The sequence below is a fragment of the Myroides sp. 1354 genome (assembly GCF_030324495.1).
In the GTDB taxonomy this organism is placed as follows: Bacteria; Bacteroidota; Bacteroidia; order Flavobacteriales; family Flavobacteriaceae; genus Flavobacterium.
The window spans coordinates 1-18,530 of the sequence record NZ_JACAGN010000016.1; the positions used below are offsets into that span (position 1 = coordinate 1).

Consider the following 18,530-nt stretch of genomic DNA (forward strand, 5'->3'; position numbering starts at 1 on the left):
TTGTTCTCTGCTCATTTTACTAATGTACATATTTTATTATACAATTATTTTAATGACACAGTTCACGGGACACCCTCTCTGAATAAGATTTCTCTTGTAGTGCTTTTTTACCTACTTAGTGATATATCTTTGATTTTTTACTTCAATAATTCTTCTTTTAAAAAACTTATAAAGTTACATTCTTTATTTGTAATAATATTAAAAAATAAATTTATAACAAGTAAAAAATCATTAGATTTATAATTCTAAAACTAGTTCTCCTTATTTACTAGTTGTCTTTAAAAAGAGAAAGTCCTAGGGCTTTCTCTTTTTTCTATTTAGTTACAATTTAAACTTCGTCTATAAAGTAACGTAAACTCCGCTTATTACCAAAAATATTACATCTACTTTTTGTCTTTACCTCCTAACAGACCTTAATGAAGATAACTATTTTTACTTTATCTGGTTATTCCCTTTCTCCTGTATAGGATTATTTCCTTGAACAAGTAAAATGGTATCTGCCTTTAATCGAGTCTTTAACCAATTATTAAGTAGCTTACCATCTACTGCCTTTGTTTTTTCTTTTTGATTAAAAAGAAAAAACCAATTCATTGTAATACTATCAGTTTTTATATATCGCTCTACTTTCCCAATGGATACTTCTTCTATATTAGGAAAAAGTACATTAATTTCATTTATCAAATTAGGTTCATCCACTTTATACTTAGACAGTTCTTTTTTTAAGTCATTGATTATAATATCTTTCTCTGCATATGATCGATCTTGCTTACTGAGTTCATTTAAAATTTCTGATTTAATATCCTTTTCATCTTGTTTAAATGTCAGCTCTACATTGTCTAGACCTCTTTCCTTTAATAACCTGTTGTAGAGTAAAATATTTTCTTCAGTTAATTTCTTATCCAAAAAAGCAAGTTCTACTTTTTTGGGCTTAGTATTATAATTAATCTTTTTATAAATCACAGTATACCCTCTATCATTAAACTCAGAATCAATGAACTCCTCGACAGTTTTTGTGAATTTCTTTTCTTCAAATAACGTATAAGCCAAGTAGAAACTAGGTACAATCATCACAACAATCAACATACTAATACCATATCTTATACGTCTTTCTTTCTGGGTATCTAAAGTAGATGATGTTGGATATTTCAAGTACTTAATAACAAAAAAAGTAGCAATACAAATAAAAAAACAGTTAATAGTATACAGGTAAAAAGCTCCCAAAAAGTAACTTATATTAAATGTAGCTAACCCATATCCTGCTGTACATAAAGGGGGCATTAATGCAGTAGCAATAGCAACTCCTGGTATAGGATTTCCTTTTTCAACCCTAGTAATAGAGATAACTCCAACAAGACCTCCAAAAAAAGCAATCAAAACATCATAAATTGTTGGGGAAGTACGAGCTAATAACTCAGATTGAACATCCTTAAAAGGACTAACGTAGAAATAAATAGCAGAAACTAATAAACTAACAATAGTAGCAATGATTAAGTTTTTTATTGCGATTTTTAGCAATAAAAAATTATAAGTTCCTAAGGCAAAACCTGCACCTACAATTGGTCCCATCAATGGAGAAATTAACATGGCACCTATAATTACTGCTGTTGAATTTACATTTAACCCAACAGATGCAATGATAATGGCACAAGCTAAAATCCATAGATTAGCTCCCTTAAAGGCAATATTAGCTCTAATGTTTTCTAGAACTTTTTCCCCTTTCTCTTCTCCTTTATGCAGATTAATGTAATCAAAAAACTTATTTGTCATCTGCTCTTATTTTTATTGTTATTTTTTTTCTCTACTCAAAACATAATATCCAATCACTCCCCCAATTATAGAAGCGACAAAGATTCCTATCTTAGCTTGAGTCATATATTCCTCACTTGTAAAAGCTAATGAAGTTACGAATAAAGACATGGTAAAACCAATAGCTGCAAGAAGGCTCAGTCCAAAAAGATTTTTAATATTCATCCCCTCAGGGAAAGGAGCTACTTTTAATTTTACCAAAACAACTGTAAAACCTACTACTCCTATTACCTTTCCAACCAATAAACCAAGTGCTACACCTAGAGCTACATTTGTACTAAACAAATGATCAAAATCAATAGCTAAAGATACACCAGCATTGGCTAAAGCGAAAATAGGAATAATTAGAAAAGTAACCATCGGATGCATCATGTGCTCTAAACGCTGTAAAGGCGGTGTTGCACAGGCACTACTGTTTTCTATCTGCTCTAAAATATGTAATTGTTCATTAGTTAAAGCAGATCTAGTATTATCGGGATCTATTGCTTTGAACTTATCTAAAAGTACTTGTATTTTTTCACTAAATACTTTTTCACTAATTCTAACATTGGCAGGAATTGTAAACGCTGCTAAAACTGCAGCAATAGTGGCGTGAACGCCAGATAATAAAAACGCTGTCCATACCCCTCCAATTCCTAAAATAGCATAAAAAAGTATATTTCTAACTCCTATTCTATTACCCAAATACATAATAACTAATATAGAAGCCCCAACTAATAAATGCAAAGTCGAAATCTCTGAAGTATAAAAGAAAGCTATAACAAGTACAGCCCCTAAATCATCAACGATAGCTAATGCCGTTAGAAACACTTTTAATGTTAAAGGTATTCTACTTCCTAATAAATAAAGAACCCCTAAAGCAAATGCGATATCGGTCGCCATAGGAATTCCCCAACCATTAGACATCTCTCCACTTGGATTTAAGACAAAGTAAATAACAGCAGGAACAACCATACCTCCTAATGCCGCTCCAATAGGTAACATTGCTTTTCTAGGATTAGATAACTCGCCTGCTACAATTTCTCTTTTCAGTTCTAGCCCAACAACAAAGAAGAAAATAGCCATCAATCCATCATTAATCCAATGGTGTAAACTATATTCAAAAAAACTATTTCCTGCCCATTGAAAACCAAACTTATATTCCAAGATATGATGATAATGCTCTTTTAACGAGGAATTAGCTAATACAAGTGCAATAATTACACTTATCCCTAATACTATACCACCTGACTTCTCTTGTTTAATAAATCGTTGTATGGGGGATACCATCCTCTCAATAGGGGTCTGATTTAACTGGTTCATAAAAATATTTCTTCTTGTTTTAATGTTATAAATAGTTTACAATTTCAAAAATAGAAAATTAATTTTATTAGTTAATAAAAAATACGTATTTACATGAATTATCACTTTTATTTAACTTTAATGATGTTTTTTTTGTAGTTAAAAACAAGTATTTATCTAAAAGCTTATCCTTAGCCATTACAGTTAAGAAAAACTCATAAAAAACATTTTTTTCTAAAATTTAAAAACCCCGCCTTTAAAGCGAGGTTTTTCTTAGAAGTATTTTGACTTACTTATCTAATACCAATAAATTATTTTCTTTTAACATTCACTGCTATTAAACCTTTTTGACTATGTTGTAGATCAAAAACAACATCATCATTTTCATAAATATTATCTAGTAGTCCTGTTGTATGTACAAAAATATCTCCACTTCCGTTTGTTTGTGCAATAAATCCAAAACCTTTGGATTCATTAAAAAATTTTACTTTACCTTCTTGCATATAGCTTTTTTATTTTAATTGATTTATATTCACTTTTATACTTATCTTTTAAGTATAAGATTACATTTATATTTATTTAATTACAAAGATGAATTTAACTCGACATTACCGGAATAGTAAATCCAATTAGTTTTTCAATTTTCTTAAGATCCTTTAACTGATCTTCATCACAAAAAGAAACTGCGGTGCCTTGAATACCTGCACGCCCTGTTCTACCAATTCTATGAACATAACTCTCAGGTTCATTAGGTAATTCATAATTTAATACATGAGGTAGTTCAGCTATATCAATACCTCTTGCAGCAATATCCGTTGCTATAAGCACTCTAATGCGATTATTTTTAAAATCATTTAATGCTTTTAATCTTGCATTTTGTGATTTATTACCGTGAATGGCAGCTGTATAAATTCCCAAACTCGCTAGCTTTTTTACTAATTTATCTGCCCCGTGTTTAGTCCTTGCAAACACTAAAGAACGCTTTATTGACTTATCCTTTAGAATAGTAAAAAGCAAGTTCAACTTTTCTTCTTTTTCGACAAAGTAGATAGATTGCTTAATTGTTCTGGCTGTAGAAGAAATAGGAGTAACTGTAATCTCTATTGGATTTCTCACAATTTGCAAAGCCAATTTTTTTATTTCGATCAGCATAGTAGCCGAGAAAAACAACGTTTGTCGTTTAGAAGGTATCTTTGTAAGTATTTTTTTTACATCCTTTACAAACCCCATATCAAGCATGCGGTCTGCCTCATCAAGTACTACAATCTCAACATGACTAAAATCTAAGCAATGTTGATTTAACAAATCTAACAAGCGCCCTGGAGTAGCAATTAATATATCAACGCCACGATTTAGTTGAGCTACTTGTTTTTTTTGTGGCACCCCTCCAAAAACAGCTAAGTGTCTTAATCTTAGAAACTCACCATAGATTTTAAAATTCTCATTAATCTGAATAGCTAATTCTCTTGTTGGAGTTAAAATAAGAGAACGGATTACTTTTTTCGAACTGCTTTTTTGATTTAAAAGCTGTAAAATAGGTATTGCAAATGAAGCTGTTTTACCAGTTCCTGTTTGTGCACACCCAATTAAATCTCTCCCTTTTAATATATGCGGAATTGTTTGCTCTTGTATGGCTGTAGGCGTCTGATATCCCACTTTACTAATTGCCTCTAGTATGGGTTGAATTATATTTAATTTTTTAAAACTCATCTTGGTTTGACTGGAATTACCAGTATTTATTTAACTCCTATATATAGTTTTAAATAATCTGGAGTAGTTAGATTATAAAAAACAAAGCTTCTTATCTGAAAAAAATAGGTAGTTAAATTATAAGACCATCTAATATTTAAAGAAAATTAAATTTAAAACCTCTTATTACTTTTATTTTAGTTGTTATAAAAATTAGTATAATCCGAATCCATTTGAAAAATGGATTTATAATTTTCAACTTTTACAAAAAGTTACTAACATTATATATTTATCAATAAATAAAATTTACTTTTTAACGAAAGTAATTGTAATTAAGACAACTGAAAGCAAAAACTGAGAAAGAAAAAATGTTTTTGACTATTTTCAGATAAGGCAAAAGGCAGAAGCCTGTTTATAAATTCTTTACAAAGATAGATCAATTTATTTGAATTACATTAAAATAAATTGATCTGGACAATAAAACAGTTTTTTAAACTTAATTGATAATCTCATTAATTGGTAAAAAGAAAATATTTATTGAATCAAATTTTGCTCTTTTAATTAACTATATAATTTTATATTATCATTTTTTGTACTAAATTAAGGATAGATAATATTATCATTGTACCTTTTAACAAACTACTTAAAATATGTCAGAGGCTATATCAAAAGAAAAAGTCAAGCTACAAATTATTAAGACATTACATATAATTTCAGCCTTTATGCTAATTGTATTAGGAGTAAGTATTTCTATTGATACCTTTAGTAATATTTCTTATTTAACTGGGGATACTTATATGAAAATTCAATTGTGGATTTGTATTTATTTTTTACTAAGTCTATTCATTGAATTTATTCTATCAAAGAAGAAATCAAAATTCTTTTGGAATAATATAATTTTTATTCTAATTTCCATTCCTTATCTCAATATATTTCAAGCCTTAGAAATTAGTTTCTCCTCTGAAGTAAAATATTTCTTTCGATTCATTCCCTTAATTAGAGGAGGATATGCACTTGGTTTTGTCATTATCATGTTAAGTAGAAAGAAAATTTCGGGTTTGTTTTTCTCTTATATACTAATTTTAATGTCATTAATATATTTTTATAGTCTTATTTTTTATGTTTTTGAACATGAAATCAATCCAGATGTAAATTCATATTTTGATGCTCTTTGGTGGGCGGCTATGGGAGCTACTACTACTGGCTCTAACATTATTGCAATTACTCCAGTTGGTAAAATATTATCTGTTATAACAGCTATTTCTGGCATTACTATGTTTCCTTTTTTTACAGTATATGTCACTTCTTTAGTACAGCGAAAAGTTGCTTTTCAAGGAAAAAAAGTTAAAAGTAAAATTAAGTAGTCTAATTTATCATAAGTGAAATATTATCTCAATGCTATATATTTACTTTTTTCTCTTTTCTAGAAAGTAAAAAAATCCGTATTAGAATATTATCTTATAAGGATTTTTTCATGTTATTCTTTTATTGTTTTATAAATAAGAAAGTTATAGCAAAACATTAATTATCTATCATTACAAAAGTTAATAAAAACAAATACAACGAATAACCAAATTCAAGTGAATTTAAAACTAAATTCACAATCATAAATATCTAAGGCAACCTTTGTTTGCTTTTTTATACAAGAATCAAATACTGATTCCCATACGCGTTGTGCAATCAAATGATAAATACTTTCTTTTATAGCGCTAAGTCTATTTGTGGTTAATAGCCCATGATGATTGGTAACCTTCACATCATTCACTATCTTCTATTAAACCTTGCAAGCTTTAATTTTAAAAGCAGGTTATTATACCTACTATCATCAGAAAGTACTTTTAATAAACTGGGAATCTCCCGCCATAAATCCCCAGGAACATACTTACTCGATGTCTGCGGATAGGTAATAAACTTCTTTTCATACAAGCTTAGAGCCATCCAAAGAGCTCATAGGCTCTTTTTTGAAGTGAGGTTAAATCAAAAAGTAGTTGAGAATCTTCTTTAACAGTCTTTATTTCTACTTTTGTAATGATAGATTCGCTTTGTTTCTCAATGCGTTTGAACGCTTGTTCTGCCTTGTGTTGATCCTCTGACTTATCAATTGAGAGTGACTTGAATAATACTCCTTCTTTTTGATGGGTAAGTTCTAGTTGATAATACAGCTTCTTTGTAAAAGAAGTATTCTCTATATAGCTTGTCGAATTATTTTACTCTATTTCAAAGTGTAAAAAAAAGTTCGATTTGCTTAAGGATAATTATGTTTTAGCCTTCAAAGCAGTAATAAATATCAAGTATTACTTATAGTATTACTTAGTGACAGTTAGAGAAAAATTAACCATTCTCAAATGTGAGATCAGTAAACAAAAATAGACTATCCAAATTTGGATAGTCTATATAAATCAAGCACTTATATTGATTCAAAAAGTAAAATATTACTAGGCTCAAATTTAAGCTCAGTGAATACATGGCGCTAATAGAAACAAATAAGAACTCAATTGAGCGGCTTATCTATTAAGAACCTCCTTATGCAGGTTACCATTTTTTTTTAATTTTCTGTTTGTGATTTTAGATATTTTCTTTGAGATTTTTTCGCTGTGAGTTTTATCAAAAATTTTTCCAAAACCAATCATATCATTTTTTATTCTAATATTCTTGCAAGCCGTAATACCATTGATTTATTCATATATACATATTTTGCTTAATAACTCTTATTTATTTCCACATCTACTTTTACATGAGGGTAATATCCTTTACTAAATTTTGTTCCATTACTTTTCAAGAACTCATATACTTTCTTTTTTTCTTCAGAAAATTGATCAATAGATGTCAACTCAAATTCAACTATATGATAAATCAAATCAAACATTAATGTTTCCATTATCATATCCAACTCTTCTTGGCTAATTTCGTGTTTCATAGAAATCTGTAATAAAGATTATTCTAATACTTTCTTCTTATTAATCTTTTTCATTCTCCTGTCAACAATGTCTATATGTTGTAATTCATTCGTTCTGTTATCTTTTAAAAAATTATATGAATCCTGGATATCTTTTGTCATCTCTGAAACAGAACCTATATTATGCTCTAAAATATACATCAATATAGTATGAAGCATAATATTCATTACTGAATTAAGTTGGCTTTTATCTCTAAAGTTTACTTCCATTGTTTTTTATTATTGATTAAGCAGTGTAAAATGACTGTCTAAAATTAAGACAGTCATTAACAATAAGATGTAAGATATATAGCTCCTTACACAACAGTAATTATAAAATACGATATTACTAAAAATATAGAATTCACAAAAAGCTGCCTTAAATAATTAAGACAGCTGGACGCAATTTTTTATACGATTTAAGCTCCCTAGGCCCACGTATTATAATGCTAATATAAATAAAAAAATCATATTAAAACAAATTATATTAAAATTTAATTATTTATTGTTAATTTAAATTATACAAATACAAATCCTTTGCTTTTTAAGAAAAAAGCAATATTTTTTTTAATTCAATATATCTATACTGTATAAAAAATATCTTTGGATTTATTTAGTTAAATTATTATCAACTATAGATATAAAAACATTTAATTAAATTTATTAGTAGATGAAATATATGATATCTATTTTTAACTTAATATACCACTCACTCAATAAAAAGGCTATTTCACTAAATTCAAAATATACTGTTCTAGTAACAAAAAAAAGCCCCAATTAAGGGGCTTTCCTGTTTATATAAATATATTTTTATTTAAAAATAACGATTTATAAGATCTTGAATAATATCTCTAAAAGTGAAATGTCTAGGATAATGATATTCTCCTTCATAAATATCCCACACCCCTCTATTTCTATCATAGATTCCAACATATAAAGTAAAAGAACCTCCGTAATTTGAAGAAGAAGGTGAAATTCTTTGGCCTTCTTCTAAAATAGCTTTAACAGCATCTTTGCTTATTGAGCGTTCAAATTGATATTCAAGAACCTCTCCGCTTCTTACATCTTTAAATTGCGCTCTGGTCTGAGCTTGGACTGCGGTATTTACTCCAAATACCAATAAAAATAACATAATAAAATTCTTCATAGTTTCTGATTTTAAATTATTAAAAATAATGGTTAACCATATCAAATATAATAAAAAAAGAATAAAAATTAATTTATTTTCAAATAAAAGCTAATTTTTATTCTTTTTTTATCAAAAAATTACGTTTAAAAAACAAAAAAAATCTAGGTTTTTCAAGCATTCAAGACTAGAATAAAAAAGCCCCTTAATTGGGGCTTTTTTATTTAAGCATATTATATAAGACATAAGGTATAATACTTATTTCTTATCAAATTTTATAAATCTTGTAAACTTAATAGATAGACTCTACAAACGGAACGAGTTTTACATAGCAAGTAAATATCTTCTTGGAGAGACCATTGTAAATCAAATAGGGAAAACACCAGCTTCAAGATGAGCTTTTTTTGCAAAAACGATATAACTTAACTGTTAGTTTACCTATCCAAAAATGGAAACCTAAAGTTGAATTTGAGCCTTTATTTTAAATGAAAGATTTTACCCAAATACCACAAGAACGATTTTTATATAAAGATGATTACTTTTTGATAATTAAAGATATTTTTCCAGTTAATCCTAATCATTTACTTATCAGAATACTGTAAGATAGGATTACCTATAATATGATTGATTATCATTTTCGAGTCATAATCACACATATGATTAATATTTATCAAAAAGTATGGAATGATTTTAAAATCAAAGATTTCATAGATTCTCCAAATGATTAATTTGAAGTAAAATAAGACATGTAAAAAAATCGCCAATTCGCTACTAAAATCCCCCATTCCTTCTAATAAATCTGTTAAAATTCATCAGTTGATTTTCCTTTGAATTACTTTGAAAAAAGTGTTGTACAAAAATACAAAAATTGGGGATAAACCCCTATGAATGCTAGGATCTTATTTATTGTATCGAAAAATAACGTATCAAACTATAAAATAAAAAACGCCTTTCGAGGCGTTTTTTATTGGATTAATTATTGGATTTAGTTGAAAATAAAGGTCTTAGTAGTATTTCGGTCAGACCTTCTCACCTATACATTGTAACTTCGTATTCTTACCTTTTAAACTTTAAAAACTTAAGCGAGCTACATTTTGGTTTGAGTTTAAGTAGATCAAGAATATGCTCAACCGCTACTTTGTTTGTTCTATTCATGCGAACCGTACCAAAAACCTAGGTAAAGTAGCATTGATTTTTTTGGGCATTGCCTCTTTCTCTTTTATTTCACCTTTCAAGGTCTTTTATAAAATTCGCGGTATTGAAATTTCGCTCCAGAAAATTATACCCCAAATCATACGTTATCGCTTCCCTATCTTCAAATTCAAATTTGTAAAACTGTCCATCCGTTACTATAGATTTTATTTCATATTTATGAGTTCTTGCTTCATTTGGATCAGGTCCCCAATAATCAAGATTATCAGTAAATACCAGTTTATACTTCGAATCAAATGCTTTATCTACTTGTTTGGCTTTTTTGAGTGCTGTCCAGAGGTAAAAACTTTCTGATTTAGCAAGCGGTAAAACCAAGTTATCTCTTTTAAAAGAAAACGAATGCAGCTTAGGATAGAAAGGTTCATCATAAGGCAACGGATCAAGTTTCATCACATCATGAATATTAGAAAGTAACATATAGGCCCATATCAACTCCTTGGTTCCTGCCATTCCATAATCGTGGATTGTCTTCACAATTTTTCCATTTTGAATAAAGGTAGTTGTCAGTGTTTCATCATCCGTATGATCAACGGCATAGCTATTCTCCAATACTAAGGGATTTGCTTTTCTGAACTTATCAAAAATAGTTTGCGTTGTTTGACGGTCAAGATGTCCGGTATAAAAACCAAGCGATTTTACATAACCTTCGCCTTGAAATAAAACATATCCTTCTTTGGTGACTGAAATATCAAGTATTGGACATGTGCCATAACAACCCGAACTAGAATAGATAATTTGATCAAAATCGGGTACGATGTCTAAGTTATAGGTAAGTTTCTTGTATCGAATAATCGTACTATCATTAGTTGCAAGCTCTAAAGTATCATTTCTTTTAGCGATAAATTCCCATTGGAACGCCCAATTATGGGTCACCAAACTTTTAATATAAACACTGTCTTTATTAACTTGGTAGGGCACCGTATTTCCCAAAAACTGTCGCATTCTCCTACCTGTAAGGCTATCTAGTTTTTCTTGATAAAATCCCAAATAAAAGGAGATACTATCCTTGGAGATTGTCATTCCTAGCGGTAAACGAAAGGATTCTAGAGGAAAATCATCCACAAGACTATCATCTATAATTAATTCCCAATCACCAACCAGCGTTTCTCTTACTTGGTTGTTTGCCTTTTGTTGCTCCTTACGTTGACTACAACCTAAAAGTATAATCGTCAAAATAATAAAAAGAATTGTACGTGTTCCCATAATTTAAATTGGAGTTGCAGTTTTTATTTAATTGAGCAATAAGTGCAGTAAGCGCTACGAGATCTAGTTTTGTAACCGTTTCTAAGGTAATCTTTTTGTCAAAGTTGATCACTAATACACCTTTATTATCTTCTTCATAACCAACTTGACGTAAAGTATACTGAATTTTATTAAAAGTAAATTCCTTCACTTTATCTTTAAACCAGTTGTAATCCGCCGTATAGATTAGTTTATTATCCAACATAATGATTACCTCTTTTCCACACGTATTCCACAAAGAAATTCGCAAAATAAAAAAAAAGATTAGTCCACTCAGAAGTAAACAAATTAAGTGAGAAAATTCAAATGTCCCTCCATGGACAAAATTCACGACAAAACCACCTATAGGTAAGGCAGCTGAGAGAAACGTAATGATGTACAAAAGTATACGAACAAAAAGATTGCTCCTTTTCACTTTCAACACTAACCTCGTATCGTTAAACGCTATTTGATCCATTGTTTTTTTGTTTGTATCAGGGATGAAAACTAACTTTGTTTTTTAACCAACATTCAAAGTTATCACAAAACCTGTACCTTTAATAAATTAAATATTTTTCAGCACTCTCTTTTCGATTATGAAAATACAACTAATTAGCGACTTACACTTAGAATTTGGCAGTGGTACTGTTTTGTCTTTTGACCAAGCTGATCTTGTTGTATTCGCAGGAGATACCCATTTGGGCAATAAGGGAATCGAATGGATTAAAAAGTATATGCCCAATAAAAAAGTACTGTATCTATTGGGCAATCACGAGTATTATAAAGGATCTTATCCAAAGACTTTATACAAAATAATCGATGCCACTAAAGACACCAACATTCACGTACTTGAGAATAGTTTTATTGACATCGATGATATTCGCTTTCATGGATGTACCCTATGGACTGATTTCTCCATTTTTGGCAATCCCATAGAATATGGAATGCTTTGTCAAAGTAAAATGAGTGATTACAAACAAATTAAACGAGACCCTTCTTATTCTAAATTGAGGACTATTGATGTTTATCAAATCCATCAAAAATCACGAACTTGGTTGAATCAAAGTTTAAAAGAGTCTACTGCTAAAAAAAATGTGGTTATCACGCATCATGCGCCAAGTATATTATCCATCCCTGAAAAATACAAGAGTGATCCTGTAACTGCCGCTTATGCTTCCAACTTGGACGACTTTATTTTAGAACATCAGCCCACATATTGGATTCACGGTCATATTCACACACCATGTAACTATAAAATTGGCGAAACTACAATCATCTGTAACCCACATGGCTATTTGGATGAAAGAGATATTGGATTTGATAAAGAACTGATTATTGAATTATAGAAAATGGATAAAGAAACCGCACACTACATTGTAACTTATTTTTTTAATTTATTACCCTACAAAGAAAAATTAGCATGGAAACATTATGCATCAATATTAAAATTGGAGTGTAATGAAAATCCTAAAGCTATGGAAATGTATAAAAGCAAAGGTTGGATAACTGATGATCAAGAAATCCTAGCCTTACTTAAAAAGGGATATGAAACCTTTGAAATAGAAACTGCAAAAAAAATAGTAACACGGTATCCTACTCAAATCTTTTTCAATACATGTCCAAAATGCAGCAAGCTAGCTAGAACCCCACATGCAAAACAATGTAGATTTTGCAAGTATACTTGGCATAATGACAGAGAACTTTAGATGAAATCGCTATAGGAGGACCAAACTATAGCGAGGCGAATGGGATAGTAGTTTTGGCTCTGAATCAGACATTAGAATTATACTTAGAGATGGATAATACATGAAACAATACATACCTATTTAAAATAAAACAAAGTACAACTTCTTGGAGCAGACCAGGCAAAAAGAAACAAGAAGAGAAAATTAAAATCTACAACTCCTAAAATGGGGTATTACTATTATTATGAAAAAAATACATTTAATTTTACTCCTTCATTTTTTAAGTATTCACTGCTTTAGTCAAGAAGATAAAGCGATACATTTTGATACATATCGCATACTAGGTACTGACTTCCTTATTGATTTGACACAAGAACAGATCATTCACGATAAACAAGTTGATGATGTCATACTAGTGCTTGTAAAAAAAGACGAAAAACAACTAGGCTATTTTCGTTTTAAACTTGATAAAGAGATTAATTTAGCTGAAACAAGGACTCTTAAAACAGTATTATTTACAACTTTTGTTAGCAACCTACAACAAGAAATAAAGCAAAAAAATAGTGTCTTAAAAAAGCAAAATATTAGAAAAGCAGTATCCTTAGATAACCTGATATACTCCCCTGTTTTAATCAAATTAAAATACAACGACGCAAGTAGGTATTATAAAAGCTCTACGGAGTATCAAGAAATTGTCTTTTAATCAAGGTCAAAATTCAAAAAGCTAAAATAATAAATAAAGGTATTTTGGATTAAGATAATAGAGTGAATTTTTTTGTACGATCACCCCTATTATTTTATTAATATATATTTTTAGTTCCATTCTCTTCCAATCGGAAAGAAACGTCAACTAAACTTACCTTGATACTTTGCTAACACCTCCCATATGCCATAGAAATCTTGACTTCCCTTTTGACCTGAAAAAGAAGTGTTCAAAATCAAAATACGGCCTGTATTATTCTTTGGATCAAAGAACAAGAGAGAAGCTACTCCTGGATCTCCTCCCGTATGACCGATATAGCCTGAGAACCCGAAACCAATAAATACACCTACATTATAACTTTCATTGTAGGGGTTGTGCTCTTCTCTTTCTAAAAAATTAGCGTCTTTTAATTGGGGACGAAAGAATTCTTTATAACTCTCTTGGTTTAGGATTGTGCCTTTTTGATTGTATCCCTTTATTAATTCTGTTAGAAACAAACTCAAATCGTGAACAGATGTAATAAGACCTCCATCCGGATACGTAATCAGCTGATAAAAAGGAAGTGCTGTTTTTTTATCCGCATACAATTTGGAGTAATGCTCAAACTTTACCTTGTCAAAACTCCATCCGGAATTCTTCATTTTTAAAGGTTCCAAAATATGCTTTTGAGTAAAATCATCAAATCGTTCTCCTGTTGCTTGTTCTAAAACAAAAGCAGCTAATGTTGTACCTAGGTTTGAGTATTCATATATGGTTCCTGGTTTATAGCTAGCATACGTATCCTTTGTGTTCCATTTACCACCTTGCACAAGTAAATTTTTCAAAAATTGGTCGATTGAAATAATGGAATCAACTGGATTAAACGTTTGCATATCATCAAAACCTAAACTTGAATTTATAATAGATGGTCCTTCTTTTAAAATATAGTTCTTACTGAGATAAAACTCATTATCTACAATACCTGAGGTATGAGTAGCTAAATGTCTAATTGTTATTGTCTCATCTGGATAAGAAGGGTTGACTACTTTAAACGGTAAGTAATCATTAATTGGATCATCTAATTTTAGCTTTCCTAGTTCCTGAGCTTTTAACAATGCAACTCCAACAAACACTTTAGAGACTGAAGCTATATTTTGAATGGTTTGATCGGTATAAGGGATCTTATTTTCAACATCTGCATACCCAAATCCTTGTTGATACAATGTTCCCTGATCATTGACAATAGAAACGGCAAATCCATTAAAATCACTTTGCTCGTAGATTTTACTAATAGCTAATGTCACGGAGTCTGTATAAGATGCCTCTTGTTCTTTTTCTAGTGAATTCCCTTTCTTACAAGAAGTAGAAAACACGGCTAATAAAACGAAAACAACTATTTTTTTCATCAAAGTAAAAATCGATATGATTGATTTAAAACAAAATAACTACACTCCTTACTTTTACGACGTAGTGGTGCGCCTTCTACTACTCCCCTTGCTTATGCACTAACAATAATAAACAATTCGTTCCTAATACGTTCTATTTTTCTCTAATTATCTCACTAAGTGAGACAATACTAATCGACACTATGGATTTCAAAGAAGAGAAAGAACTAATATAAAAATAAACAAATCTATCCTAAATATTTAGAGGTGCTCACTTCTTCCCATTGACTTATTTTTATTGGATATGGGAGTATAATGAAATTAATGACAACCGAGTATACAAAAGTTTATTTTTTCTTTTAAAAACTATTTTTTTAACCAAAATTTATACTAATATTTGAAATAGTAAAATTTTAACTAATCCATTTACCTCACTACTATGAAAACATACTTCACCCTTATTGCGCTGTTTATTTCCGTTGTTGTATGTGCTCAAACAGCTCGAGACACCGTAGTTTCGAGAATTTACAATGCGTATATTCAAGACGAATCCGATTATCAAGTCCTTAAAAAAGACATTGAGACGTTAAAACATTTAGATGCAAAATACAACCCTGAAATACTCAATCGACACTTAGAGACGATGTTTCATGCCAAGGACCTCAATTTCTTTAAATCTTCTTTGACGTTGTTAGTGTTGAACTATGGCTATAACGTATCCTATCTATCTGGTAATGAAAATTATTACCAAGCGATTATCTCTGGTGAGTTAGCCCCTTGGTTTAAAAAGATGTATATCGAAAATCACCCCAAGTGGTTGGCCAATAATTTAGATAAGTTAGTGGATATCCATACGCTTAATGGTTTACACGAGAAAGACCAAAACGTACACAAAGCCTTACTTGAAGTTTATAAACATGGTCAATTAAATGAAACACAACGAACCTTCGTAAAAGAGTTAGATGACGATTATATTTTAAAAAACGCAGAAACATTAGTCAAGATTTCAAAATCAATTGGTTCCATGCCAACCGGAAATTCCTTTGCTTTAATTCAAAAACCTTATGACATTATCGAAATGCATAACTTTCAGCAAAACTTCGCGACCTTTTTCGATATGATTTATCCTTTTTATAAAGCCTCTTACCTCAAAAAAGATCTTCCTATCGTAAAATTCAGAAACATAGATTCAATCCAATTTCTTACGGATAAAAATCAAATCTTCGGACTTTTATCTGTTGAGGACATCCCCCTTTATTTAAGAGAAGAGTATAACGTTCAACGTATTGAATCTGCCAATCCTACGCTCACCAAGAAATATAGAACAGAATTAAACTGGACGGAGCTTTAAGTCAATGTTTAGACTTGGTTTGAAGTGTGTGCTCTTCTTCTGCGATAAAGTAGTTCTCAACCTTTGTTTTATTGATACAACTATTGATTATCTTAGCCTCTAATCTTTCTTGTGGTTATGAATATCCTACCTCAACAACTTAATGCGCTAGATATCCTCAACATTTTTATAGAGGAACATCGTATTTGTAGTCCTTTAGACTTTGAAGCCGATGAAACTATTATGCTAAACTTTAATACAACAGTGAGTGATTGGAGATGTGCCAGAGACCTCAAGCCTTGGAGACCTCTATCTCGTTTTTTGAATGACGAATTTAATCTCACTCTACCAGAACAACAATGGAAATCGGTTCTTACACCTGCGCGAAAAAGAACCTTGCGAGAGGTATGCGAATTGATTGCTAATCACTGTTCTTTTACAACTGTCACACCCATTCAATTACTTGGTACCCCTTGTTTAAGCGCTTCCGTATTTATGACCTTAAAGAAGTATTTAGCACGAAGAGGTGTCAAGGTTGACGATCTAAAACCTTCTACGTCTATTGCTCCCTATCTCACGGATTATTTTTCTGAAATGATTGAACAAATAGGAATAATAGCTAAAGGAAATAAGGTCTTTGAGGTATTGGATTATCATTCAACAGAGAATAAAAGACCACTATCGTTAAATTACTTTTCTTCGTCTAAACTCAACACCGGATCCATACAGACTTTTAGGGATGTAGTAGAAAAAATTATCGCTGTAAATGGGCAAACTAGTCAACCCTAGAATAAAAGAATATGCAGTACGAAATAACTTTAAACGACAATTACTCTAATACGAAGCATGGTATTTTCTCAGGTGAAAACAACTAGATATATCTATAATACCAACAATATAAAAAATAACGCTATGACACTATTACCCTATTTTGGTACCATCGATCTCCATGATGATTACTTTGAAGCTAGTTTCACGACAACAAAAGGACAAGACGTTTCTTTAACCATCGACTTTGAAGGAGATGAACCAAAAACAACAGATTTACAACGTGTTGCAAGTTTTTTGGATCGTTTAGAGGAGCAGGCGAAAACCATAAAAGACCAGCTACTAACTAGTGCTTTTGCTGAAGAAGTAGAAGAATATATTGATCACCATCGCAGTGAATTAGCTGATGAACCTCAAATGCAGTCGGTTACTTCTTCTGAACAATTTGTTGATGCACTTCAACTCTATGCCATCCGTATCTATCCTACCTTGGAAGAAAGCTTTGTTTCTATTGATTTTACTATTGATGCGAACTTAACACAGTATGTATTAATGGTTAATTTAACTCCCGACCTATCAATTCACGATATCGCCATGGAAAGTTAAACCTCCATACTATGACTATGACTCCACCCTTTCTCACTAAACAATGTGATGAATGCAACAGTATATACGATGCACATACTTCAGCTATGGATGCACTATGCCCTCCTGGTGTTCCTGTGCTGTATGTATATCCGAACGATACACATATAATTGGAGAAAAAGATAGCTTACTTTAGTTTCACCTCCAACAATTCCATCCATTTTGCTCGATCATTAACCACAAAACGACATTCTTGATCCGCTAGTTTCACCTTTAAACCGTTGTCAATTATCCCCATGGTTCTACAAGGTTGGATGGTTTGCACATCAGCAAAGGCAATGCGTACCGTTTTTTTTGTAAAATTAAACTTGTGTGAATGAAAGAGTAAATAATCTTGGGTTATCCCTAGTTTTCCACCAATGGCCTGTCCTTTTAAAAACAAGTTGGCAACGCCATAAGCTTCTAAGACTTCCCCCTCTTCTAAGGGTAAATCTAATTTGAGTAAAATTCCCTTGGTCATCTTCTTGATAAAGAAATAAAACACCAAGGAGAAAAACACACCAAAAAGCACGCCTTTCACTAAATAGTAATACCATGCAGCTAAACTATGATTAAATACCCAATCCAGTAGTACCCCCAAAAGGATATATGTGACAATAACTAAACTTACAATTTTGATTGCGTCTTTTTTGCTTACTCCTAAAGCATCTGCTCCAATTTTCATATTTTTCGTTTAATGCTGTTTTAAAGATACGGATAAGATAGCGTTAATTGTTATAAAAATCCAATATAACTGTCTAAGAATATCAAGCTGAAAATTGAAG

The 18,530-nt window shown here is 30.7% G+C and carries 20 protein-coding genes; 8 read left to right on the plus strand and 12 right to left on the minus strand.

The features are described from left to right. Positions 1-432: 432 nt before the first annotated feature. From HX004_RS14410 to HX004_RS14425, 4 genes are all read right to left on the minus strand, one after another. Positions 433-1,767 (minus strand): DUF389 domain-containing protein, encoded by a 1,335-nt coding sequence (locus HX004_RS14410; protein WP_002992104.1) that lies wholly within the window; start codon positions 1,765-1,767, stop codon positions 433-435. 18 nt (positions 1,768-1,785) lie between these two features. Beyond that, the gene (gene nhaA / locus HX004_RS14415) at positions 1,786-3,108 is read right to left on the minus strand and encodes a Na+/H+ antiporter NhaA (RefSeq protein WP_286443306.1); all 1,323 of its coding nucleotides are present in this window, start codon (positions 3,106-3,108) and stop codon (positions 1,786-1,788) included. A 290-nt stretch (positions 3,109-3,398) separates the two neighbouring features. Next, a complete protein-coding gene (locus HX004_RS14420; protein ID WP_286443307.1) occupies positions 3,399-3,590 on the minus strand; it encodes a cold-shock protein in 192 nt (63 codons plus the stop codon). Positions 3,591-3,684: 94 nt separating this feature from the next. Continuing rightward, entirely contained in the window at positions 3,685-4,797 is a 1,113-nt protein-coding gene (locus HX004_RS14425) for a DEAD/DEAH box helicase (RefSeq protein ID WP_286443308.1), read from the minus strand. A gap of 629 nt (positions 4,798-5,426) precedes the next feature. Between HX004_RS14425 and HX004_RS14430 the strand changes: the two genes are divergently transcribed. After that, positions 5,427-6,140, plus strand: coding sequence for an ion channel (locus HX004_RS14430; RefSeq protein ID WP_060875543.1), 714 nt, complete (start codon positions 5,427-5,429; stop codon positions 6,138-6,140). A 564-nt stretch (positions 6,141-6,704) separates the two neighbouring features. Here the strand turns inward: HX004_RS14430 and HX004_RS14435 are convergent. From HX004_RS14435 to HX004_RS14460, 6 genes are all read right to left on the minus strand, one after another. Continuing rightward, positions 6,705-6,965 carry a DNA topoisomerase gene (locus HX004_RS14435; protein WP_081498607.1) on the minus strand — a complete coding sequence of 87 codons (261 nt, stop codon included), beginning with the start codon at positions 6,963-6,965 and terminating at the stop codon, positions 6,705-6,707. A 509-nt stretch (positions 6,966-7,474) separates the two neighbouring features. Beyond that, positions 7,475-7,693: a hypothetical protein gene (locus HX004_RS14440; RefSeq protein WP_002992054.1), complete on the minus strand. Its 219-nt coding sequence runs from the start codon at positions 7,691-7,693 to the stop codon at positions 7,475-7,477. An 18-nt stretch (positions 7,694-7,711) separates the two neighbouring features. Beyond that, entirely contained in the window at positions 7,712-7,942 is a 231-nt protein-coding gene (locus HX004_RS14445) for a hypothetical protein (protein WP_060875544.1), read from the minus strand. A gap of 583 nt (positions 7,943-8,525) precedes the next feature. Continuing rightward, the gene (locus HX004_RS14450; protein ID WP_002992048.1) at positions 8,526-8,858 is read right to left on the minus strand and encodes a hypothetical protein; all 333 of its coding nucleotides are present in this window, start codon (positions 8,856-8,858) and stop codon (positions 8,526-8,528) included. 1,203 nt (positions 8,859-10,061) lie between these two features. Further along, positions 10,062-11,252, minus strand: a complete 1,191-nt coding sequence (locus tag HX004_RS14455) for a DUF6438 domain-containing protein (protein WP_286443309.1) — start codon at positions 11,250-11,252, stop codon at positions 10,062-10,064. Then, a complete protein-coding gene (locus HX004_RS14460; RefSeq protein WP_286443310.1) occupies positions 11,197-11,748 on the minus strand; it encodes a hypothetical protein in 552 nt (183 codons plus the stop codon). The genes HX004_RS14455 and HX004_RS14460 overlap by 56 nt, the downstream gene beginning before the upstream one ends. A gap of 118 nt (positions 11,749-11,866) precedes the next feature. On the opposite strand from HX004_RS14460, the gene HX004_RS14465 reads away from it, so the two are divergent. From HX004_RS14465 to HX004_RS14475, 3 genes are all read left to right on the plus strand, one after another. Further along, entirely contained in the window at positions 11,867-12,616 is a 750-nt protein-coding gene (locus tag HX004_RS14465) for a metallophosphoesterase (protein WP_286443311.1), read from the plus strand. Between the two features lie 3 nt (positions 12,617-12,619). Next, positions 12,620-12,976: a hypothetical protein gene (locus HX004_RS14470; RefSeq protein ID WP_286443312.1), complete on the plus strand. Its 357-nt coding sequence runs from the start codon at positions 12,620-12,622 to the stop codon at positions 12,974-12,976. Between the two features lie 223 nt (positions 12,977-13,199). After that, a complete protein-coding gene (locus HX004_RS14475) occupies positions 13,200-13,658 on the plus strand; it encodes a hypothetical protein (RefSeq protein WP_286443313.1) in 459 nt (152 codons plus the stop codon). Positions 13,659-13,801: 143 nt separating this feature from the next. Here the strand turns inward: HX004_RS14475 and HX004_RS14480 are convergent, their stop codons facing one another. Further along, positions 13,802-15,043 carry a serine hydrolase domain-containing protein gene (locus HX004_RS14480; protein WP_286443314.1) on the minus strand — a complete coding sequence of 414 codons (1,242 nt, stop codon included), beginning with the start codon at positions 15,041-15,043 and terminating at the stop codon, positions 13,802-13,804. 418 nt (positions 15,044-15,461) lie between these two features. Between HX004_RS14480 and HX004_RS14485 the strand changes: the two genes are divergently transcribed. The 4 genes from HX004_RS14485 to HX004_RS14500 all read left to right on the plus strand — a co-directional run bounded on the left by HX004_RS14485 (position 15,462) and on the right by HX004_RS14500 (position 17,902). After that, positions 15,462-16,373: a hypothetical protein gene (locus HX004_RS14485; RefSeq protein ID WP_286443315.1), complete on the plus strand. Its 912-nt coding sequence runs from the start codon at positions 15,462-15,464 to the stop codon at positions 16,371-16,373. Between the two features lie 117 nt (positions 16,374-16,490). After that, on the plus strand, positions 16,491-17,141 hold the full coding sequence (locus HX004_RS14490; RefSeq protein WP_286443316.1) for a hypothetical protein: 651 nt from the start codon (positions 16,491-16,493) through the stop codon (positions 17,139-17,141). A 123-nt stretch (positions 17,142-17,264) separates the two neighbouring features. After that, positions 17,265-17,726: a DUF2004 domain-containing protein gene (locus HX004_RS14495; RefSeq protein ID WP_286443317.1), complete on the plus strand. Its 462-nt coding sequence runs from the start codon at positions 17,265-17,267 to the stop codon at positions 17,724-17,726. An 11-nt stretch (positions 17,727-17,737) separates the two neighbouring features. Continuing rightward, positions 17,738-17,902, plus strand: coding sequence for a hypothetical protein (locus HX004_RS14500; RefSeq protein ID WP_286443318.1), 165 nt, complete (start codon positions 17,738-17,740; stop codon positions 17,900-17,902). Here the strand turns inward: HX004_RS14500 and HX004_RS14505 are convergent. Then, entirely contained in the window at positions 17,894-18,430 is a 537-nt protein-coding gene (locus HX004_RS14505) for a PH domain-containing protein (protein WP_286443319.1), read from the minus strand. The two genes, HX004_RS14500 and HX004_RS14505, sit on opposite strands and share 9 nt — an antisense overlap. Positions 18,431-18,530 lie beyond the last annotated feature (100 nt).

Bases quoted from the DNA above. Each gene is read 5' to 3' on its own strand.
- HX004_RS14440 (WP_002992054.1), bottom strand. From the start codon at position 7,693: ATGAAACACGAAATTAGCCAAGAAGAGTTGGATATGATAATGGAAACA.
- HX004_RS14465 (WP_286443311.1), top strand. From the start codon at position 11,867: ATGAAAATACAACTAATTAGCGACTTACACTTAGAATTTGGCAGTGGT.
- HX004_RS14420 (WP_286443307.1), bottom strand. From the start codon at position 3,590: ATGCAAGAAGGTAAAGTAAAATTTTTTAATGAATCCAAAGGTTTTGGA.
- nhaA (WP_286443306.1), bottom strand. From the start codon at position 3,108: ATGAACCAGTTAAATCAGACCCCTATTGAGAGGATGGTATCCCCCATA.
- HX004_RS14495 (WP_286443317.1), top strand. From the start codon at position 17,265: ATGACACTATTACCCTATTTTGGTACCATCGATCTCCATGATGATTAC.
- HX004_RS14445 (WP_060875544.1), bottom strand. From the start codon at position 7,942: ATGGAAGTAAACTTTAGAGATAAAAGCCAACTTAATTCAGTAATGAAT.
- HX004_RS14410 (WP_002992104.1), bottom strand. From the start codon at position 1,767: ATGACAAATAAGTTTTTTGATTACATTAATCTGCATAAAGGAGAAGAG.
- HX004_RS14425 (WP_286443308.1), bottom strand. From the start codon at position 4,797: ATGAGTTTTAAAAAATTAAATATAATTCAACCCATACTAGAGGCAATT.
- HX004_RS14490 (WP_286443316.1), top strand. From the start codon at position 16,491: ATGAATATCCTACCTCAACAACTTAATGCGCTAGATATCCTCAACATT.
- HX004_RS14470 (WP_286443312.1), top strand. From the start codon at position 12,620: ATGGATAAAGAAACCGCACACTACATTGTAACTTATTTTTTTAATTTA.
- HX004_RS14505 (WP_286443319.1), bottom strand. From the start codon at position 18,430: ATGAAAATTGGAGCAGATGCTTTAGGAGTAAGCAAAAAAGACGCAATC.
- HX004_RS14485 (WP_286443315.1), top strand. From the start codon at position 15,462: ATGAAAACATACTTCACCCTTATTGCGCTGTTTATTTCCGTTGTTGTA.
- HX004_RS14450 (WP_002992048.1), bottom strand. From the start codon at position 8,858: ATGAAGAATTTTATTATGTTATTTTTATTGGTATTTGGAGTAAATACC.
- HX004_RS14430 (WP_060875543.1), top strand. From the start codon at position 5,427: ATGTCAGAGGCTATATCAAAAGAAAAAGTCAAGCTACAAATTATTAAG.
- HX004_RS14480 (WP_286443314.1), bottom strand. From the start codon at position 15,043: ATGAAAAAAATAGTTGTTTTCGTTTTATTAGCCGTGTTTTCTACTTCT.
- HX004_RS14475 (WP_286443313.1), top strand. From the start codon at position 13,200: ATGAAAAAAATACATTTAATTTTACTCCTTCATTTTTTAAGTATTCAC.
- HX004_RS14455 (WP_286443309.1), bottom strand. From the start codon at position 11,252: ATGGGAACACGTACAATTCTTTTTATTATTTTGACGATTATACTTTTA.
- HX004_RS14500 (WP_286443318.1), top strand. From the start codon at position 17,738: ATGACTATGACTCCACCCTTTCTCACTAAACAATGTGATGAATGCAAC.
- HX004_RS14460 (WP_286443310.1), bottom strand. From the start codon at position 11,748: ATGGATCAAATAGCGTTTAACGATACGAGGTTAGTGTTGAAAGTGAAA.